The 13,918-nt window shown below is 65.0% G+C and carries 12 protein-coding genes; 5 read left to right on the plus strand and 7 right to left on the minus strand.

The features are described from left to right. Positions 1-4: 4 nt before the first annotated feature. On the minus strand, positions 5-2,599 hold the full coding sequence (locus FZZ93_RS09625) for a TRAP transporter permease (RefSeq protein ID WP_149322114.1): 2,595 nt from the start codon (positions 2,597-2,599) through the stop codon (positions 5-7). 136 nt (positions 2,600-2,735) lie between these two features. Then, positions 2,736-3,716: a TAXI family TRAP transporter solute-binding subunit gene (locus FZZ93_RS09630; RefSeq protein WP_149322115.1), complete on the minus strand. Its 981-nt coding sequence runs from the start codon at positions 3,714-3,716 to the stop codon at positions 2,736-2,738. 291 nt (positions 3,717-4,007) lie between these two features. Here FZZ93_RS09630 and FZZ93_RS09635 point away from each other — a divergent pair, with 291 nt between their 5' ends. Continuing rightward, positions 4,008-4,553 (plus strand): macro domain-containing protein, encoded by a 546-nt coding sequence (locus FZZ93_RS09635; protein WP_149322116.1) that lies wholly within the window; start codon positions 4,008-4,010, stop codon positions 4,551-4,553. A 110-nt stretch (positions 4,554-4,663) separates the two neighbouring features. On the opposite strand, the gene FZZ93_RS09640 is transcribed toward FZZ93_RS09635, so the two are convergent. The 3 genes from FZZ93_RS09640 to FZZ93_RS09650 all read right to left on the minus strand — a co-directional run bounded on the left by FZZ93_RS09640 (position 4,664) and on the right by FZZ93_RS09650 (position 7,501). Further along, a complete protein-coding gene (locus FZZ93_RS09640) occupies positions 4,664-5,959 on the minus strand; it encodes a TRAP transporter large permease (protein ID WP_149322117.1) in 1,296 nt (431 codons plus the stop codon). After that, on the minus strand, positions 5,949-6,425 hold the full coding sequence (locus FZZ93_RS09645) for a TRAP transporter small permease (RefSeq protein ID WP_149322118.1): 477 nt from the start codon (positions 6,423-6,425) through the stop codon (positions 5,949-5,951). Before FZZ93_RS09645 ends, FZZ93_RS09640 begins: the two co-directional genes overlap by 11 nt. Positions 6,426-6,487: 62 nt before the next feature. After that, entirely contained in the window at positions 6,488-7,501 is a 1,014-nt protein-coding gene (locus FZZ93_RS09650; RefSeq protein ID WP_149322119.1) for a DctP family TRAP transporter solute-binding subunit, read from the minus strand. A gap of 408 nt (positions 7,502-7,909) precedes the next feature. Here FZZ93_RS09650 and FZZ93_RS09655 point away from each other — a divergent pair, with 408 nt between their 5' ends. Together FZZ93_RS09655 and FZZ93_RS09660 are read left to right on the plus strand one after the other, a co-directional pair. Next, complete coding sequence (locus tag FZZ93_RS09655) at positions 7,910-8,677, plus strand: outer membrane protein OmpK (RefSeq protein ID WP_149322120.1); 768 nt, start codon at positions 7,910-7,912, stop codon at positions 8,675-8,677. Positions 8,678-8,802: 125 nt separating this feature from the next. Further along, the gene (locus FZZ93_RS09660; RefSeq protein WP_149322121.1) at positions 8,803-9,675 is read left to right on the plus strand and encodes a DMT family transporter; all 873 of its coding nucleotides are present in this window, start codon (positions 8,803-8,805) and stop codon (positions 9,673-9,675) included. Between the two features lie 63 nt (positions 9,676-9,738). Here the strand turns inward: FZZ93_RS09660 and FZZ93_RS09665 are convergent, their stop codons facing one another. Beyond that, entirely contained in the window at positions 9,739-10,362 is a 624-nt protein-coding gene (locus tag FZZ93_RS09665; RefSeq protein ID WP_149322122.1) for an L-threonylcarbamoyladenylate synthase, read from the minus strand. Positions 10,363-10,414: 52 nt separating this feature from the next. After that, complete coding sequence (locus FZZ93_RS09670; RefSeq protein WP_407650232.1) at positions 10,415-11,317, minus strand: PHP domain-containing protein; 903 nt, start codon at positions 11,315-11,317, stop codon at positions 10,415-10,417. A 123-nt stretch (positions 11,318-11,440) separates the two neighbouring features. On the opposite strand from FZZ93_RS09670, the gene FZZ93_RS09675 reads away from it, so the two are divergent. Together FZZ93_RS09675 and mnmC are read left to right on the plus strand one after the other, a co-directional pair. Then, positions 11,441-11,740: a YciI family protein gene (locus FZZ93_RS09675; RefSeq protein WP_149322123.1), complete on the plus strand. Its 300-nt coding sequence runs from the start codon at positions 11,441-11,443 to the stop codon at positions 11,738-11,740. Positions 11,741-11,892: 152 nt separating this feature from the next. Further along, complete coding sequence (gene mnmC, locus FZZ93_RS09680) at positions 11,893-13,917, plus strand: bifunctional tRNA (5-methylaminomethyl-2-thiouridine)(34)-methyltransferase MnmC2/FAD-dependent 5-carboxymethylaminomethyl-2-thiouridine(34) oxidoreductase MnmC1 (protein WP_149322124.1); 2,025 nt, start codon at positions 11,893-11,895, stop codon at positions 13,915-13,917. Position 13,918 lies beyond the last annotated feature (1 nt).

Genomic DNA, 13,918 nt, shown 5'->3' on the forward strand with positions numbered 1-13,918 from the left:
CTCCTCAGGCTGATACCGGCTTGCTGCCGCGATCCCGGCGCCGACGCTGCAGCAACACTACCAGCGCGAATACCAGGAAGGCGGGAATCCACATCCACTCCTTGACCCAGCGATCCACTGGCGCCAACACCTCGATGATTTCCTGATCGAAATCAAAGCCAAGTTCCTGCGCCTGGCTGCCGAAGGTCACCATATCGACCACCGCTCGTTCGTCTTCGACAAGCAACTCCAGCCCCAGATTCTCCAGACGCTCCTCGCCACTGTCACCCTTCGGCACTGGCATGGTCATGTAGGTCGTCAACGGATCCCCCAGGTCATCCTCACCCAGAATTTGCAACCGCAGGGTGCTGTCCTCGTCGACATTACCCAACGCCTCGACGAACTGCGCCGGTGGTATCTCCCGATAGGGATCGTGGATCATGTCCATCCAGAACCCCGGACGGAACAACGTGAAGGCCACCAGCAGCAGCAGGATCGACTCGTACCAGCGATTGCGAGCAATCATGAAGCCCTGGGTCGCCGCCGCGAAGATCAGCATCGCCAGCGTCGCCACCACGAAGACCATCACACCCTGCAGCGGTGAGACATCGATCAGCAGCAGATCGGTGTTGAAGATGAACAGGAAAGGCAGCGCCGCCGTACGCAGGCTGTAATAGAACGCCTGGAAGCCGGTGCGAATAGGGTCGCCTCCCGATACCGCCGCCGCGGCGAAAGAGGCCAGCCCCACCGGCGGCGTGACATCGGCCATGATGCCGAAATAGAAGACGAACAGATGCACCGCGATCAGCGGTACCAGCAGGCCGTTCTGTTCCCCGAGAGTGACGATCACCGGCGCCAGCAGCGCCGACACAACGATATAATTGGCCGTTGTGGGCAGCCCCATGCCGAGGATCAGGCTGAGCACCGCAGTGAACAGCAGGATCAGCATCAGGTTGCCCATCGACAGGATCTCGACCACGTCGGCCAGCACCAGGCCCACCCCGGTCTGGGAGACGGCGCCGACGATGATCCCGGCGGTAGCCGTGGCGATACCGATGCCGATCATGTTGCGAGCCCCCGTCACCAGGCCGCTCCACAGATCCTGAAAACCCTCGCGGATATCCGTCCCGACGTTGCTTCGATGCCGGAACAACGCCGTAATGGGGCGCTGGGTCAGCATGATGAAGATCATGAAGACAGTAGCCCAGAAGGCCGAAAGCCCAGGCGACAGGCGCTCCACCATCAAGCACCAGATCAGCACGATCACCGGCAGGATGTAGTGCAGGCCGACCATCACCGTGGGCCGTGTCTGCGGCAGCGAGTAGATCGGTTCGTTGGGATCGTCGAGCTCGAGTTCGGGATAACCGGTTCCTAGCTTGAGCAGTACGATATAGACCGCCGCCAGAACCAGGGACACCACCCAGGGCGCGGCGTCGCCGAGTATCGGCTTGAGCCAGCCCAGGCCGTAATAGACCGCGATGGCCGTGACCATCATCAGCAATAGGCCGCCGAGGAAGCCGATCACCTTGCGCACCAGCGGCTTGGCCGGATTGCTGCTCTCCAGGCCCTGCATGTTCGCCTTGAGGGCCTCGAGGTGCACGATGTAGATCAGCGCAATATAGGAAATCAGCGCCGGCAGGAAGGCGTGCTTGATGACCTCGACGTAGGAGATGCCCACGAACTCGACCATCAGGAAGGCCGCCGCGCCCATCACGGGAGGCATGATCTGACCATTGACCGACGACGACACCTCGACGGCACCGGCCTTCTCCGAGGAGAAGCCGACCCGTTTCATCATCGGAATGGTGAAGGTACCGGTCGTCACGGTATTGGCGATCGACGAGCCGGAAATCAGTCCCGTCATGCCGGAAGCCACCACGGCTGCCTTGGCCGGGCCGCCCTTGTAGTGGCCCAGCAGCGAGAAGGCCACCTTGATGAAGTAATTACCGGCACCCGCCTTGTCCAACAAGGCGCCGAACAGCACGAACAGGAACACGAAACTCGTCGACACACCGAGCGCTATGCCGAACACCCCCTGGCCGGTCAGCCATTGGTGATTGATCAAGCCATAGAGGCTCACGCCACGGTGCGACAGGATCCCCGGCATCCAGGGACCTGCCAGCGAATAGATGATGAAGATGCTGGCGATGATCGCCAACGGCGGCCCCAGGGCCCGTCGCGTGGCCTCGAGCAGCAGCAGCAGGCCGATCACCCCGACGATCACATCCTGCAGGATCGGTGCTCCAGGCCGCTGGGACAGTTGCTCGTAGAACACGAAGGTATAGGCGGCAGCCGCCATGGCCAGGATGGCCAGTCCCCAGTCCATCAAGGGGATACGATCCCGCGGCGAGCCTTTCAGCGCCGGGTAGGCCATGTACGCCAGGAGCAATGCGAAGGCCAGGTGGATGGAACGCGCCTCGGTGGCATTGAAGACCCCGAACCCCAACACAAACGGCAGAGGGGACGCGATCCACAATTGAAAGAGCGACCATGCCCCGGCAATGCTCACCAGCAACTTGCCTGGCATCCCCGCCGGCTTGCGGGCGCCCGAGTCGCTCGAGGAAACCATATCCTCGAGATCGACCTCGGCGTCCGGCCCTCTCTTGTTATCCTCAGTCATATGCGTGTCCTACTCTGACTCGGTTTCTACTTCCCATGCGCCGCCGGCAACCGACCGGCACCGCCAACGTAAAGCGCGGCCCCGACAAGGGGCCGCGCATCCTGCAATGAGATGCATGATCTCATTCAACTCCTGATCACTCGATCCAGCCTTGCTCGCGATAATAGCGCGCGGCGCCTTCGTGCAGCGGTGCTGACAACCCTTCGGACACCATGTCCTCGGGCTCCAGGTTGGCGAAGGCCGGGTGCAGCTTCTTGAAGCGATCGAAGTTGTCGAACACCGCCTTGACGGTCTGGTAGACGACATCGGGATCGGTCTCGGCGGAGGACACGAAGGTCGCCGCCACACCGAAGGTCGCGACGTCATCCGGGTTGCCCTTGTACAGCCCGCCCGGGATCGTCGACATGGAGTAGTAGGGATACTCTTCCACCAGCCCCTGGATGGTCTCGTCGTTGAGCGGAATCAACTTGGAGTCGACTGTGGTGGTAGCTTCCTGAATGGCCCCGTTGGGGTGGCCGACCACATAGGCCATGACGTCGATGTTGTTGTCGGCAAGAGCGGAGGCCATCTCGGCGGCATCCAGTTCGGAGGCCAGCGAGAAGGTATCCTCGGTCCAGCCCTTGGCATCCATCACCACTTCCATGGTGTTGCGCTGCCCGGACCCCGGATTGCCGATGTTGACGCGCTTGCCTTCCAGGTCGTCGAGGGTCTCGACGCCGGAATCGGCGCGAGCCAGCAGGGTCAACGGCTCACCATGAACGCGGAACACCGCGCGCAGGTCTTCATAGGCGTCATCCTCGAAGTTACCGGTGCCATTGTAAGCCTGGTACTGAACGTCGGACTGGGCGACCCCCATGTTCAGCTCACCACTGCGGATGCCATTGATGTTGGCTACCGAACCGCCGGTGGAGGGAGCGTTACACTTGATGTTGGCGTCTTCCAGACGGTTCACCAGACGACACACCGACTGGCCGACCACGTAATAGACGCCGGTCTGGCCACCGGTACCGATGGTGATGAACTGCTCTTCTTCCTGCGCCATGGCCGGCGACGCGAACATCGCGGCCCCGAGCAGGGCGCCGGAGAAAGTGGCGGCAGAGAATACATGGCGTTTCATGAACACACCTCATTGTGACGTTATGGTCGAAGCGTTCGATCGGCGATCTCGTGTCGACGATCGTCGGCGGCTTGCCCGCCCCTTCCTACTTTAGCGAAAACCGCAGCAACATGGTGCGGCATATTGACTGCCGTTGCCGTGATAGTCTAGTCGGCCACAACGTTTAGCGTTCGTTAATTTTCATGCCTGACGGTCGACGACGCAACATTTCATCCCGACATGGCGGTTGCCGTTGCGTCGTCATTGCCCCCAGACTACTGATGAAGAATAGCGCCGACCGAGGAGATCGACATGCAGACTCCCGCCCCCTTCATCGAATGCCGTCAGGGCGACATCGCACGTCAGGATGACATGGAAGCTGTGGTCAACGCCGCCAATGCGGCCCTGCGCAGCGGCGGCGGCGTTGCGGGCGCCCTGCATCGCGCTGCCGGACCGGCCCTCGCCGACGCCTGCCGCCCCCTGGCACCGATCCAGCCCGGCCAGGCGGTGATCACCGAGGCCTTCGAGCTTCCCAACCGGTATGTCATCCACTGCCTGGGGCCGGTCTACGGCGTCGACGAACCCTCCGACACCCTGCTAGCCGACGGCTACCGCAATGCCCTGCGTCTGGCCCAGCAGCATGGCATCGCACGCCTGGCCTTCCCGGCACTGTCCACCGGCGCTTTCGGTTACCCCGCTTCCGAAGCGGCGCGCATTGCCCTGTCCACGGTGCTCGCCACCCTGCCCGACTGCCCGGCCGTGCGCCAGGTTCGCTTCGTGCTGTTCGACGATGCCAGCCGCGCGCTGCATCAACAGTGGCTCGATGCCCTGGTCGGCGACTTTTCAGACAAGGCCTAACAGCCACGAGTAACGAGCCACGAGCTGCGAACCCCAAGAGCGGCAACCCGAGACTCGTAGCCCGTAGCCCGTAGCCCGTAGCCCGTAGCCCGTAGCCCGTAGCCCGTAGCCTAGACGTTATAACCGAGCACCCTCGGCAACCACAGCGCAATACCCGGGAAGACCACCACCAGCGCCAGGGCCGCTGCCATGGCGAGAACGAAGACCATCGCCCAACCGATGGTCTGTTCCAGACGCACGCGGGCCACCTCGGTGGTCACCATCAGATTGACTGCCACAGGCGGCGTGAACTGGCCGATGGCGATATTCATCGCCAGCAGGATGCCGAACCACACCGGATTCCACTCGAAATGCTGCATGACCGGTATCAGGATCGGCATCAGGATCAGGTAGATCGAGATGGCGTCCAGCAGCATGCCGGCCACCAGCACCGCCAGCATGATCAGCACCAGCAGCAGGATGCCGTTATCGGACAGGCCGATCACCCATTCCGCCAGGTGGCGGAAGGTCCCCAGCATGGTGCCAGCCCAGGCGAAGATTCCGGCCAGGGCGATGATCAGCATCACCACCCCGGAGATCACAGCCGCTTCGCCGAACAGCTCCCAAAGGTCGCGCCAGCCGAGTTCGCGGGTCAACCAGAGGCCGACCACCACGCCGTAGGCGACCGCCACCACCGCCGCCTCGGTGGGCGTGAAGAGGCCGCTGCGCAAGCCGCCCAGGATCAGTACCGGTGCAAACAGGGCCGGGATGGCCTGACGAAAGCTCTCGGCGAGCGGCGGGCGCTCGACATTCTCCGGCGCTTCCCAGCGATAACGACGCGCCAGCCACCAGGCCGGCACCAGCAACGCCGCCCCGGCCAGCACCCCCGGAAAGAGGCCGGCCGCAAACAACGCGCGCAGGTCCACTCCCGGCACCACGATGGAGTACAGGATCAAGGCCACCGACGGCGGAATCAGGATGGCCGTGGAGGCCGAGGCGGCGATCAGTGTCGCCGAAAAGGGCCGCGGATAGCCGGCCCGGGTCATGCTGGGCAGCATCACCATGGCCACGGCCGCCGCATCGGCGGGCCCCGAGCCGCTCATGCCGCCCATGATCATGCACACCAGCACCGCCACCAGCGCCAGCCCGCCGTGGCGTGGGCCGATCAGCGCCTGGGCGAAGCGCACCAGACGCGCCGCCACCCCGGCGCGCTCGAAGATCAGCCCGGTGAGAATGAATAGCGGAATGGCGATCAGGGGATACTTGGCAACACTGTTGTAGGTGTTGGTGCCCAGCGTCGACAGCATCGAGGGAGAAAGCCCGGCGACGATGCCCACCGCGCCGGACAGGCCCAATGAGAAGGCCACCGGCACGCCGGCAATCAGCAGGCCGGCAAAGGCCAGCAGCATCCAGAGATCAGGACTCATCGTCGAGCCCTCCGCGCAGGCGCTCGAGAGTCTGCTGGCACTGCCGCCACAGCATCAGCACGGCCAGCAGCGGCAACCAGACCAGATACCACCACTGGGGCAGCCCGAGCCCCGGCGAGAGCGTCTCCCACTGATACTCCTGCCAGGCCAACCTGGCACCGAACCAGGCGATCAGCCCCAGCACGACGAGACCGCAGAGCCCCTGGAAAAGGATCAGGACACGCCGCGCCGCGGGCGGCAAGGCCCGCTCCAGCAGGCCGATGCGAATATGGCGATGGCGACGCAGGGCCACCGAGGCGCCGGCGAAGGTCAACAGCACCAGCAGGAAGACCGAAAACTCCTCGGTAAAGGCGAAGGAGACGTCGGTGACATAACGCACCACCACATTGGCCAGGCTGATCAGACCAATGATCAGAATGGCCAGGGTCGCGAGCACACGCTCGAGTCTTGCATCAGGACGTTTCATGACAAGGGTTCTTGGCGAGTAAGCGGTGGCGCCCGGCGCGATGACCGGGCGCATTCAGCGCATCATTCGGGCGCGTCGATATCGCGGCGGGCCGCCTCCACGATCTCCTCGCCGATACGCGGCAGCCACTTGTCATGGACGCTCTCGGTGGCCTCGACGAAGGCCTGGTGCTGCGCCTCGGAAAGCTCGGTGACATTCACCCCGCGCTCGCGGATCGCCTCCAGCCGCGCGGCCTCTTCCTCACGCGTCATGGCGATCTCCCAGGCTCCAGCCTCGACGGCCGTTTCGCGCAGCATCTCGCGCTGCGACTCGGAGAGCGAACCCCACACCTGGCGGTTGGCGGCGAACACCAGCGGGTCGTTCATGTAGTTCCACAGGGTCAGGTGCGTCTGCCCCACCTGATCGATGCGCGCCACATCGAACACCGACAGGGGATTCTCCTGGCCATCCACGGCACCAGTGGTCAATGCCGGCTTGGCATCGGCCCAGCTCATCTGGGTCGGATTAGCCCCCAGGGCGGTGAAGGTGTCCTGGAACAGCGGCGAGCCCACCACACGGATCTTGAGCCCCTCGAGGTCGGCCGGCTCATCGATGGCGCCACTCGAGTTGGAAAGCTGGCGGAAGCCATTCTCGCCCCAGGCGAGCGGTATCACGCCCTTTTCCTCGATGGCGGAGAAGATCATCTCACCGGCCTCACCGCCGGTCACCGCATCAACGGCCTCTTCATCGGGCAGCAGGAAGGGCAACGAGAACAGGTTGAGCGCCGGCACCTGGGGCGACCAGTTGATGGTCGAGCCGACCGCCAGGTCGATCAACCCGGAGCGCATGGCAGAGAACTCTTGGGTCTGGTCGCCGCTGACCAGTTGGGCATTGGGATAGACGCGCAGCGTCAGCTCGCCGTCGGAGCGTTCTTCCACCAGCTCGGCCCATTTTTGCGCGGCCTGTCCCCAGGGGAAGGCATCGGACAACACGGTGGAAACGGAAAGCTCCCGGGCCTGGGCGGTCAAGGCCGAGGTCAGGAGGGCGGCGCCAGCCAGAGTGGCGGCGAATCGTGAAAGGGGGCGGGTCGTTGGCATGACGTGTCCTTGGTATCCGCGTTGCGGTTATTGATTGTCGGGCCGGCTCCGTCTTCTCCAGATTCCAGAGGGCTTTGTTTTTCACAACTTTTAAATATGCCTGCAAGACACCGTTCCCCACAAGGAGGGACGGCACCCAGCGAAGCCAGCTGACACGCGGCAGACATCTTTGTACACAAAAAATATTGCCGGTGGACGCCATAGATTTTATAACTGTATACAAGCACTGACAGACAGTGTGACATCCACTTGTCTACAAGTAATGACACAATAACAAGCTTCGACAGCGTCCCTGTGCTCCCCCAGCGTGGCACGCCTGCCACCAACAGTGCCGGGATCCCTTCTCGGCAGGGCCGCTCGAGGCATCGACCCGCTCCAACGACAACATCCAATGAACAGCGGAGATTCATGATGCTCAACAAGACACGACTCGTCCTGGCCACCGCCGCCGCTTCGATGTGCCTGGCCCAGGGCGCCAATGCCGCCCAATACAGCACCACCAAGGTAGAAGCGTTGTATGGCTGGGATTACGAGAGTCAGGCCGGGGCCGGTTTTCCCATCGACAACGAGGAACACGCCATCCTGACCCTGGCCAACGCCACGGGCTGGACCTATGGCGACAGCTTCTTCTTCGTCGATGTCACCAACCTGGATCACGGCAGCGAGGGCGAGGACGACTATGGCAGCGTGCACGCCGAGTGGAACCTGCGCGGTAACATCGGCAAGCTCAGTGGCCGCGACCTGTCCATCGGGCCGGTCAGCGACTTCTACGTCACCGGGCAGTTGGACATCGATCGCAACTCCTCGGTACGCAAGACCACTCACATGGCCGGCCTGTCCGCCGACCTGCAGATACCGGGCTTCCAGTTCTTCAAGCTCTTTGCCATGTATCGCAACGACGAGAGCAGCGCGGCCCGAGGCAGTTCCGAGCAATACACGGCGGCGTGGAACCTGCCTTTCACGCTGGGAGATGCCAACTTCAGCTTCGAGGGCTTCATCGACTACATCACCGAGGAAGGCGACCTGGAAGCCCAGTTGCTGACCCAGCCGCAACTGGTCTGGCACGCCACCGAGCATCTCGGCATCGGCATGGAATACCAGCACTGGGAAAACAAGTTCGGCCTGGAGGACACCGACGAGTCCTTTCCACAGGCCATGGTTCGCTGGACTTTCTAGCAAAATCCAAGCCCCCAGGACTTGCGGGGAGAGTCGAGCGGCTCTTCCCGCGCCTGCCTGCCCAGGCACCCTACCTCGTCTGCTATGCTGGCGATTTCCTGCTCGCCATCGACCGAGGAAGCCTCGTGCCACTACGCGACCTGTCCATCGGCCTGGGTGTCATCATCATCTGGGCGCTGAACGTCATCGTCATCAAGGTCGGCGTGGCCGACATACCCCCCCTGCTGCTGACCACGCTGCGCTTTTCCCTGGTAGCCCTGCTGCTCGTGCCCTTTCATCCGGTCGCCCGCCACCAATTGCCCTTTCTGGTCTTGCTGTCGCTGACCTTCGGCACGCTGCATTTCGCCCTGTTGTTCATCGGCCTCGATCAGGCCGAGGCGGGAACCGGCGCCCTGCTGGTGCAGATGGGTACGCCCTTCGCCACCCTGCTGGCGGTGATCGTGCTCAAGGAGCGCCTGGGGTTCCGCCGCCTGACGGGCCTGATCCTCTCCTTCGCCGGCGTCATGGTGCTGGCCGGCGGCCCGACATTGCCCGCCCCGCTGCCTACCGCCCTGCTGCTCACCAGTGCTCTCGGCTGGGCCATCTCGCAGTTGCTGATCAAGCGCGGTCCCAATGTGCCGCCCCTGGCACTGGCCGGCTGGGTGGCCCTGTTCGCCATCCCCCAGGTCGCGCTGGGTTCATGGTGGCTCGAACGGGACCAGTTGGCAGCGCTCGGTGACGCCGGCTGGATCGGCTGGGGGGCTGTCTTCTACACGGCGGTGATGTCCTCGATCGTCGCCTACGGCGCCTGGTATGGCCTGCTGCGCCGTCACCCCGTCAATCGCGTGGTGCCGTTGACGCTGCTGGTTCCGGTACTGGCAGTGGGGCTCGGCGTCTTGCTGCTCGGCGACTCGCTGGGCCCCCACAAGCTGATCGGGGGCGGCCTGGTGATCGTCGGGATCGGCTTGATCGTGCTGCGCTTCAGGAAACGGGGTGGCACGCCGCGTCGAGCGTCATGAAGGCCCGGCACGCGGCCGGACCAAGGGAGAGGCGTTACGCCGCAGCGGGGCGCTTTTCGACAGTTACTCCTGGAAGGGCGCGATATCCCCGCGTCCCTCGCGGACGATCTGCGGCGGAAGTTCGCGCAGATCGATGACGCTGGTCGGCTCCAGGTGACAGGCGCCGCCATCGACGACCAGATCCAGGTGCGCACCGAAGCGCTCGCGGATTTCCTCGGCATCGGTCATCGGCTGTTCTTCCCCCACCGGGATCAACGTCACGCTCATCAAGGGTTCGCCCAGCTCGGCGAGCAGCGCCCGGGGAATCGGATGGTCCGGCACCCGCACACCGATGGAACGACGCTTGGGATGCAGCAACAGCCGCGGCACCTCGCTGGTAGCCTGGAGGATAAAGGTATAGGCGCCGGGCGTATGTGCCTTGAGCAGGCGAAAGACGGCGTTGTCCACCTTGGCGTAGGCGCCGATCTCGGACAGGTCCGAACACACCAGGGTGAAGTTGTGCTTGTCATCGAGGGAGCGCAACCACTTGATGCGCTCGATGGCCTTCTTGTCACCGAGATGGCAGCCCAGGGCATAACCCGAATCGGTGGGATAGGCGATCACACCACCATCGCGGATGATACGGACCGCCTGATCGATGAGTCGCTTCTGGGGATTTTCCGGATGAATCTGGAAGAACTGGCTCATGGGCGCTCCCTGTTCATATTGTCGAGTCATGTTATCGAGGACGTTCAGCGGCTCAAGCCGCCGGCATGGGAAGGCCGAACGTGGCCGCGAGACGAGAATGAGTCCAGACCGGCGCCACCGCCGTGCGCGGCACCGGTGTCATGCTGCCCGGGGCCAGATGCCCTCCGGGGAAGTGGAAGTCGCTGCCGAGCGAGGCCAGCAGCCCCCGTTCGTCCAGCTGGCGCGCCAGGTCACGCGTGGCATCAGGATTCTGGAAGCCGCTGACCAGCTCGACGGCCTGGCCCCCGGCGGCATGAAAGTCGTCGAGCAGTTGCCCTCGCTTGCGGCGTGTCAGGCCGTAACGCAGCGGATGCGCCAGTGCTGCCACGCCGCCGGCATCGAGCACCCAGGCCACGACCGTGGAAAGCGCAGGCCAATGGGCCTTGATGTCCCCCGCCTTGCCGTTGCCCAGATGGCGTCGAAAGGCAGTGGCCATATCCGGGACCAGCTCCGCTGCTACCAAGGCTCGGGCGAAGTCCGGGCGCCCCAGGGGGCGGTCCGAGCCCGCCTGTTCCCGGGCCCGCTCGAGGGCGTTTTCCAGGCCGACCCGCTCCATGCGCGCGGCGATCTGCACGGCACGGCGCTCACGCGCCTCGGCCTGGTGCTCCAGCCCCGCGACCAACTCGCCCCGAGCACCCGACGGCAACAACCCCACCACATGGATGTTGAGGCCTCGCCATTGGCAGGACAGCTCGGTGCCGGGCAGCACCACCACGCCGTGACTCTCGCCGACAGCGCTCGCCCGCTCGACACCGGCAACGGTATCATGGTCGGTCAGCGCCATATGGGTCAGCCCACGGGACGCGCATGCCTCGACCAGCGCCTCGGGCGACAGGGCCCCGTCGGACGCGGTGGAGTGCATGTGAAGATCGATGGAGAGCGCTTCGCCCTCGAAACGCTCGGGAAGTGCATTCATTGGCATGACGCCGGCAAGTGTCTTTGTCAGAATAACGTCCATGGTGCTCGCGCGGCCCATGAGGGTCAATGCCGAGCCCTCTCGTTCACGCGGTGCAAGCCGCTTCACCGAGGACTATCCGTGATGCTCTACGCCATCATCAGCGAAGATGTGAACAACAGCCTGGAACGGCGCTTGACCGCGCGCCCCGACCACCTGGCTCGTCTCGAGACGCTGCGCGACGAGGGCCGCCTGGTCCTGGCCGGCCCGCATCCCGCCATCGACAGCGAATCGCCGGGCGATGCGGGCTTCAGCGGCAGCCTGGTGGTCGCCGAGTTCGACGACCTGGAAAGCGCGCAGGCCTGGGCCGATGCCGACCCCTTCGTCATTGCCGGCGTCTACGCCAAGGTGACCGTGAAGCCCTTCAAGCGGGTGCTGCCCTGATCCCGGCGTCACCTTGAGTTATCCACTGCGGGTTTCCCACAACTACTGTGGATAACATTGTTGAAACGCCGCGGACGCATTCCCCCGGCCCAGTCATCATGCCGCCATGACGACATCGATCAAACTTTGACCAACTGTCGCGGAGTCACGTCTTGCCCTCCCCCCACGATCCGTTGCCGCCGCTCGCCGGCCTGACCCGGGCCCACCTCGACTGGCGACCCGACGACGGCGGGGAGGATACGCCGCACTCGAGCGAATTCGACGATGTCTATTTCTCGCGCCATGATGGCCGTGCCGAGACCGAGCACGTCTTCCTCGCGGCCAACCGCCTGCCAGAACGCTTCCAGGACTGGCCGGAGGGCCGTCCCTTCGTCATCGGCGAGACCGGCTTCGGCACCGGGCTGAACATGCTGTGTGCCTGGGCCTGTTTCGATGCCCATGCACCCGCCCGCGCCAGGCTGCACCTGGTCTCCACCGAGCTCTACCCGCTCGACCGCCGGGACCTGGCCAGGGCACTGGCCGCCTGGCCCGACCTTGCCGACCGCGCGGCGGTGCTGCTGGCCCAGTGGCCCGAGCCGGTCAGCGGCGTGCACCGCCTGTGGCTCGACGCGCGTGTGACCCTGGACCTGCACTTCGGCGATACGGCCGAGCGCCTGCGATGGCTCGACGGCCGTGTCGATGCCTGGTTCCTGGACGGCTTCGCCCCGGCCCGCAATCCCGACATGTGGCAGCCAGAGCTGTTCGCCGCCATGGCGGCGCGTTCGCGACCCGGTGCCACCTTCGCCACCTTCACCTGTGCCGGAGTGGTCAAGCGCGGCCTCAAGGCCGCCGGTTTCGCCTGGCGCAAGGTGCCCGGCTTCGGTCGCAAGCGCGAGATGCTCGCCGGTGAGATCGCCACGCCTCCGGCGGACGAACGTCGTCGTGCCACGCCCTGGTTCACACCGCCCGCCCCTTGCCCGAGGCGGCGAGTGGCGGTCATCGGCGGCGGTATCGCCGGCACCAGCGTGGCCGCCGCCCTGGCCCGGCGCGGCGTGGCGGTGACGCTGATCGACCGCGAAGGCCCCGGTGCCGGAGCCTCCGGCAATCGCCAGGGCGTGCTCTACGTCAAGCTCGCCGCCGAGACCAACGACCAGAGCCGCTGCTACCTGGCCGGCCTGCTGCACAGCCGACGCTGGCTCGATGCACTCGATCCCGAGGGCAGCCTGTGGCAACCCTGCGGCGTACTGCAGCTTGCCACCACCCCACGCGAGGCGAAGCGCCAGGCCTCCTTCCTCGCCAACCATCCGCTGCCAGACAGCGTGGTGCGCGGCGTGTCCTCGGAGCAGGCCAGCCAGCTCGCCGGCATCCCGATCGAAAACGGCGGCCTCGAGTATCCGCTTGCCGGCTGGGTCCGGCCGAACGAGCTGTGTCGACGACTCGCCGCCACGCCCGGCGTGACGTTCCAGCGTGCCGAGATCGACGACATCACCGCTACGCCCGAGGGATGGCGGCTGTCGATGACGACCGACCAAGGGCCGAGCGAACTCGATGCCGACCAGGTGGTGATCGCCACGGCGAGCCTGGCCAACCGTTTCGCCCAGACCGCCGACCTGCCGCTCCAGCCGGTGCGCGGCCAGGTCTCGAGCCTGACACTGCCCGAGAACGCCCCTGCACCGAGCCGGGTGATCTGCGCGGGCGGCTATGTGGCGCCGCCCCGGGACGGCCAACTGACCTTTGGCGCCACTTTCCGTCCCAACGAGTCGGATACCCGAGTGAGCGATGCCGACCACCAGGCCAACCGCGACGAACTGACCCGCACCCTCCCCGGCTATGCCGCGGCCTTGGAAGGGGCGGGAGCACCGCTCGACACGGCGGCATTCGACGGGCGCGCTGCGGTGCGCGCGGCGAGTCCGGACAAGACACCCTACGCCGGTCCCGTCCCGGACGCCGCCGCCTGGCGCGAGGCCTATGCACTGCTGGCCAAGGACGCCACCCGGATTCCCGACCTTGCCGGACAGCATCATCCAGGGTTATGGATCAGCGCCGCCCATGGTTCCCGAGGGCTGGCCAGCGCACCGTTATGCGCCGAGGTCATCGCCTCGCGCATCTGCGACGAACCGATGCCCCTGGAAGCGCCGCTGGTCGACCACCTGCACCTGGGGCGACGCCTGATCCGCGAGCTGATTCGCGGCGGCTGAG

The organism is Halomonas eurihalina (assembly GCF_008274785.1).
Classification (GTDB): Bacteria; Pseudomonadota; Gammaproteobacteria; order Pseudomonadales; family Halomonadaceae; genus Halomonas; species Halomonas eurihalina.

Bases quoted from the DNA above. Each gene is read 5' to 3' on its own strand.
- FZZ93_RS09665 (WP_149322122.1), bottom strand. From the start codon at position 10,362: ATGAGCCAGTTCTTCCAGATTCATCCGGAAAATCCCCAGAAGCGACTC.
- FZZ93_RS09645 (WP_149322118.1), bottom strand. From the start codon at position 6,425: ATGAAACGTCCTGATGCAAGACTCGAGCGTGTGCTCGCGACCCTGGCC.
- FZZ93_RS09675 (WP_149322123.1), top strand. From the start codon at position 11,441: ATGCTCTACGCCATCATCAGCGAAGATGTGAACAACAGCCTGGAACGG.
- FZZ93_RS09630 (WP_149322115.1), bottom strand. From the start codon at position 3,716: ATGAAACGCCATGTATTCTCTGCCGCCACTTTCTCCGGCGCCCTGCTC.
- FZZ93_RS09635 (WP_149322116.1), top strand. From the start codon at position 4,008: ATGCAGACTCCCGCCCCCTTCATCGAATGCCGTCAGGGCGACATCGCA.
- FZZ93_RS09625 (WP_149322114.1), bottom strand. From the start codon at position 2,599: ATGACTGAGGATAACAAGAGAGGGCCGGACGCCGAGGTCGATCTCGAG.
- FZZ93_RS09655 (WP_149322120.1), top strand. From the start codon at position 7,910: ATGATGCTCAACAAGACACGACTCGTCCTGGCCACCGCCGCCGCTTCG.
- FZZ93_RS09670 (WP_407650232.1), bottom strand. From the start codon at position 11,317: ATGAATGCACTTCCCGAGCGTTTCGAGGGCGAAGCGCTCTCCATCGAT.
- FZZ93_RS09650 (WP_149322119.1), bottom strand. From the start codon at position 7,501: ATGCCAACGACCCGCCCCCTTTCACGATTCGCCGCCACTCTGGCTGGC.
- FZZ93_RS09640 (WP_149322117.1), bottom strand. From the start codon at position 5,959: ATGAGTCCTGATCTCTGGATGCTGCTGGCCTTTGCCGGCCTGCTGATT.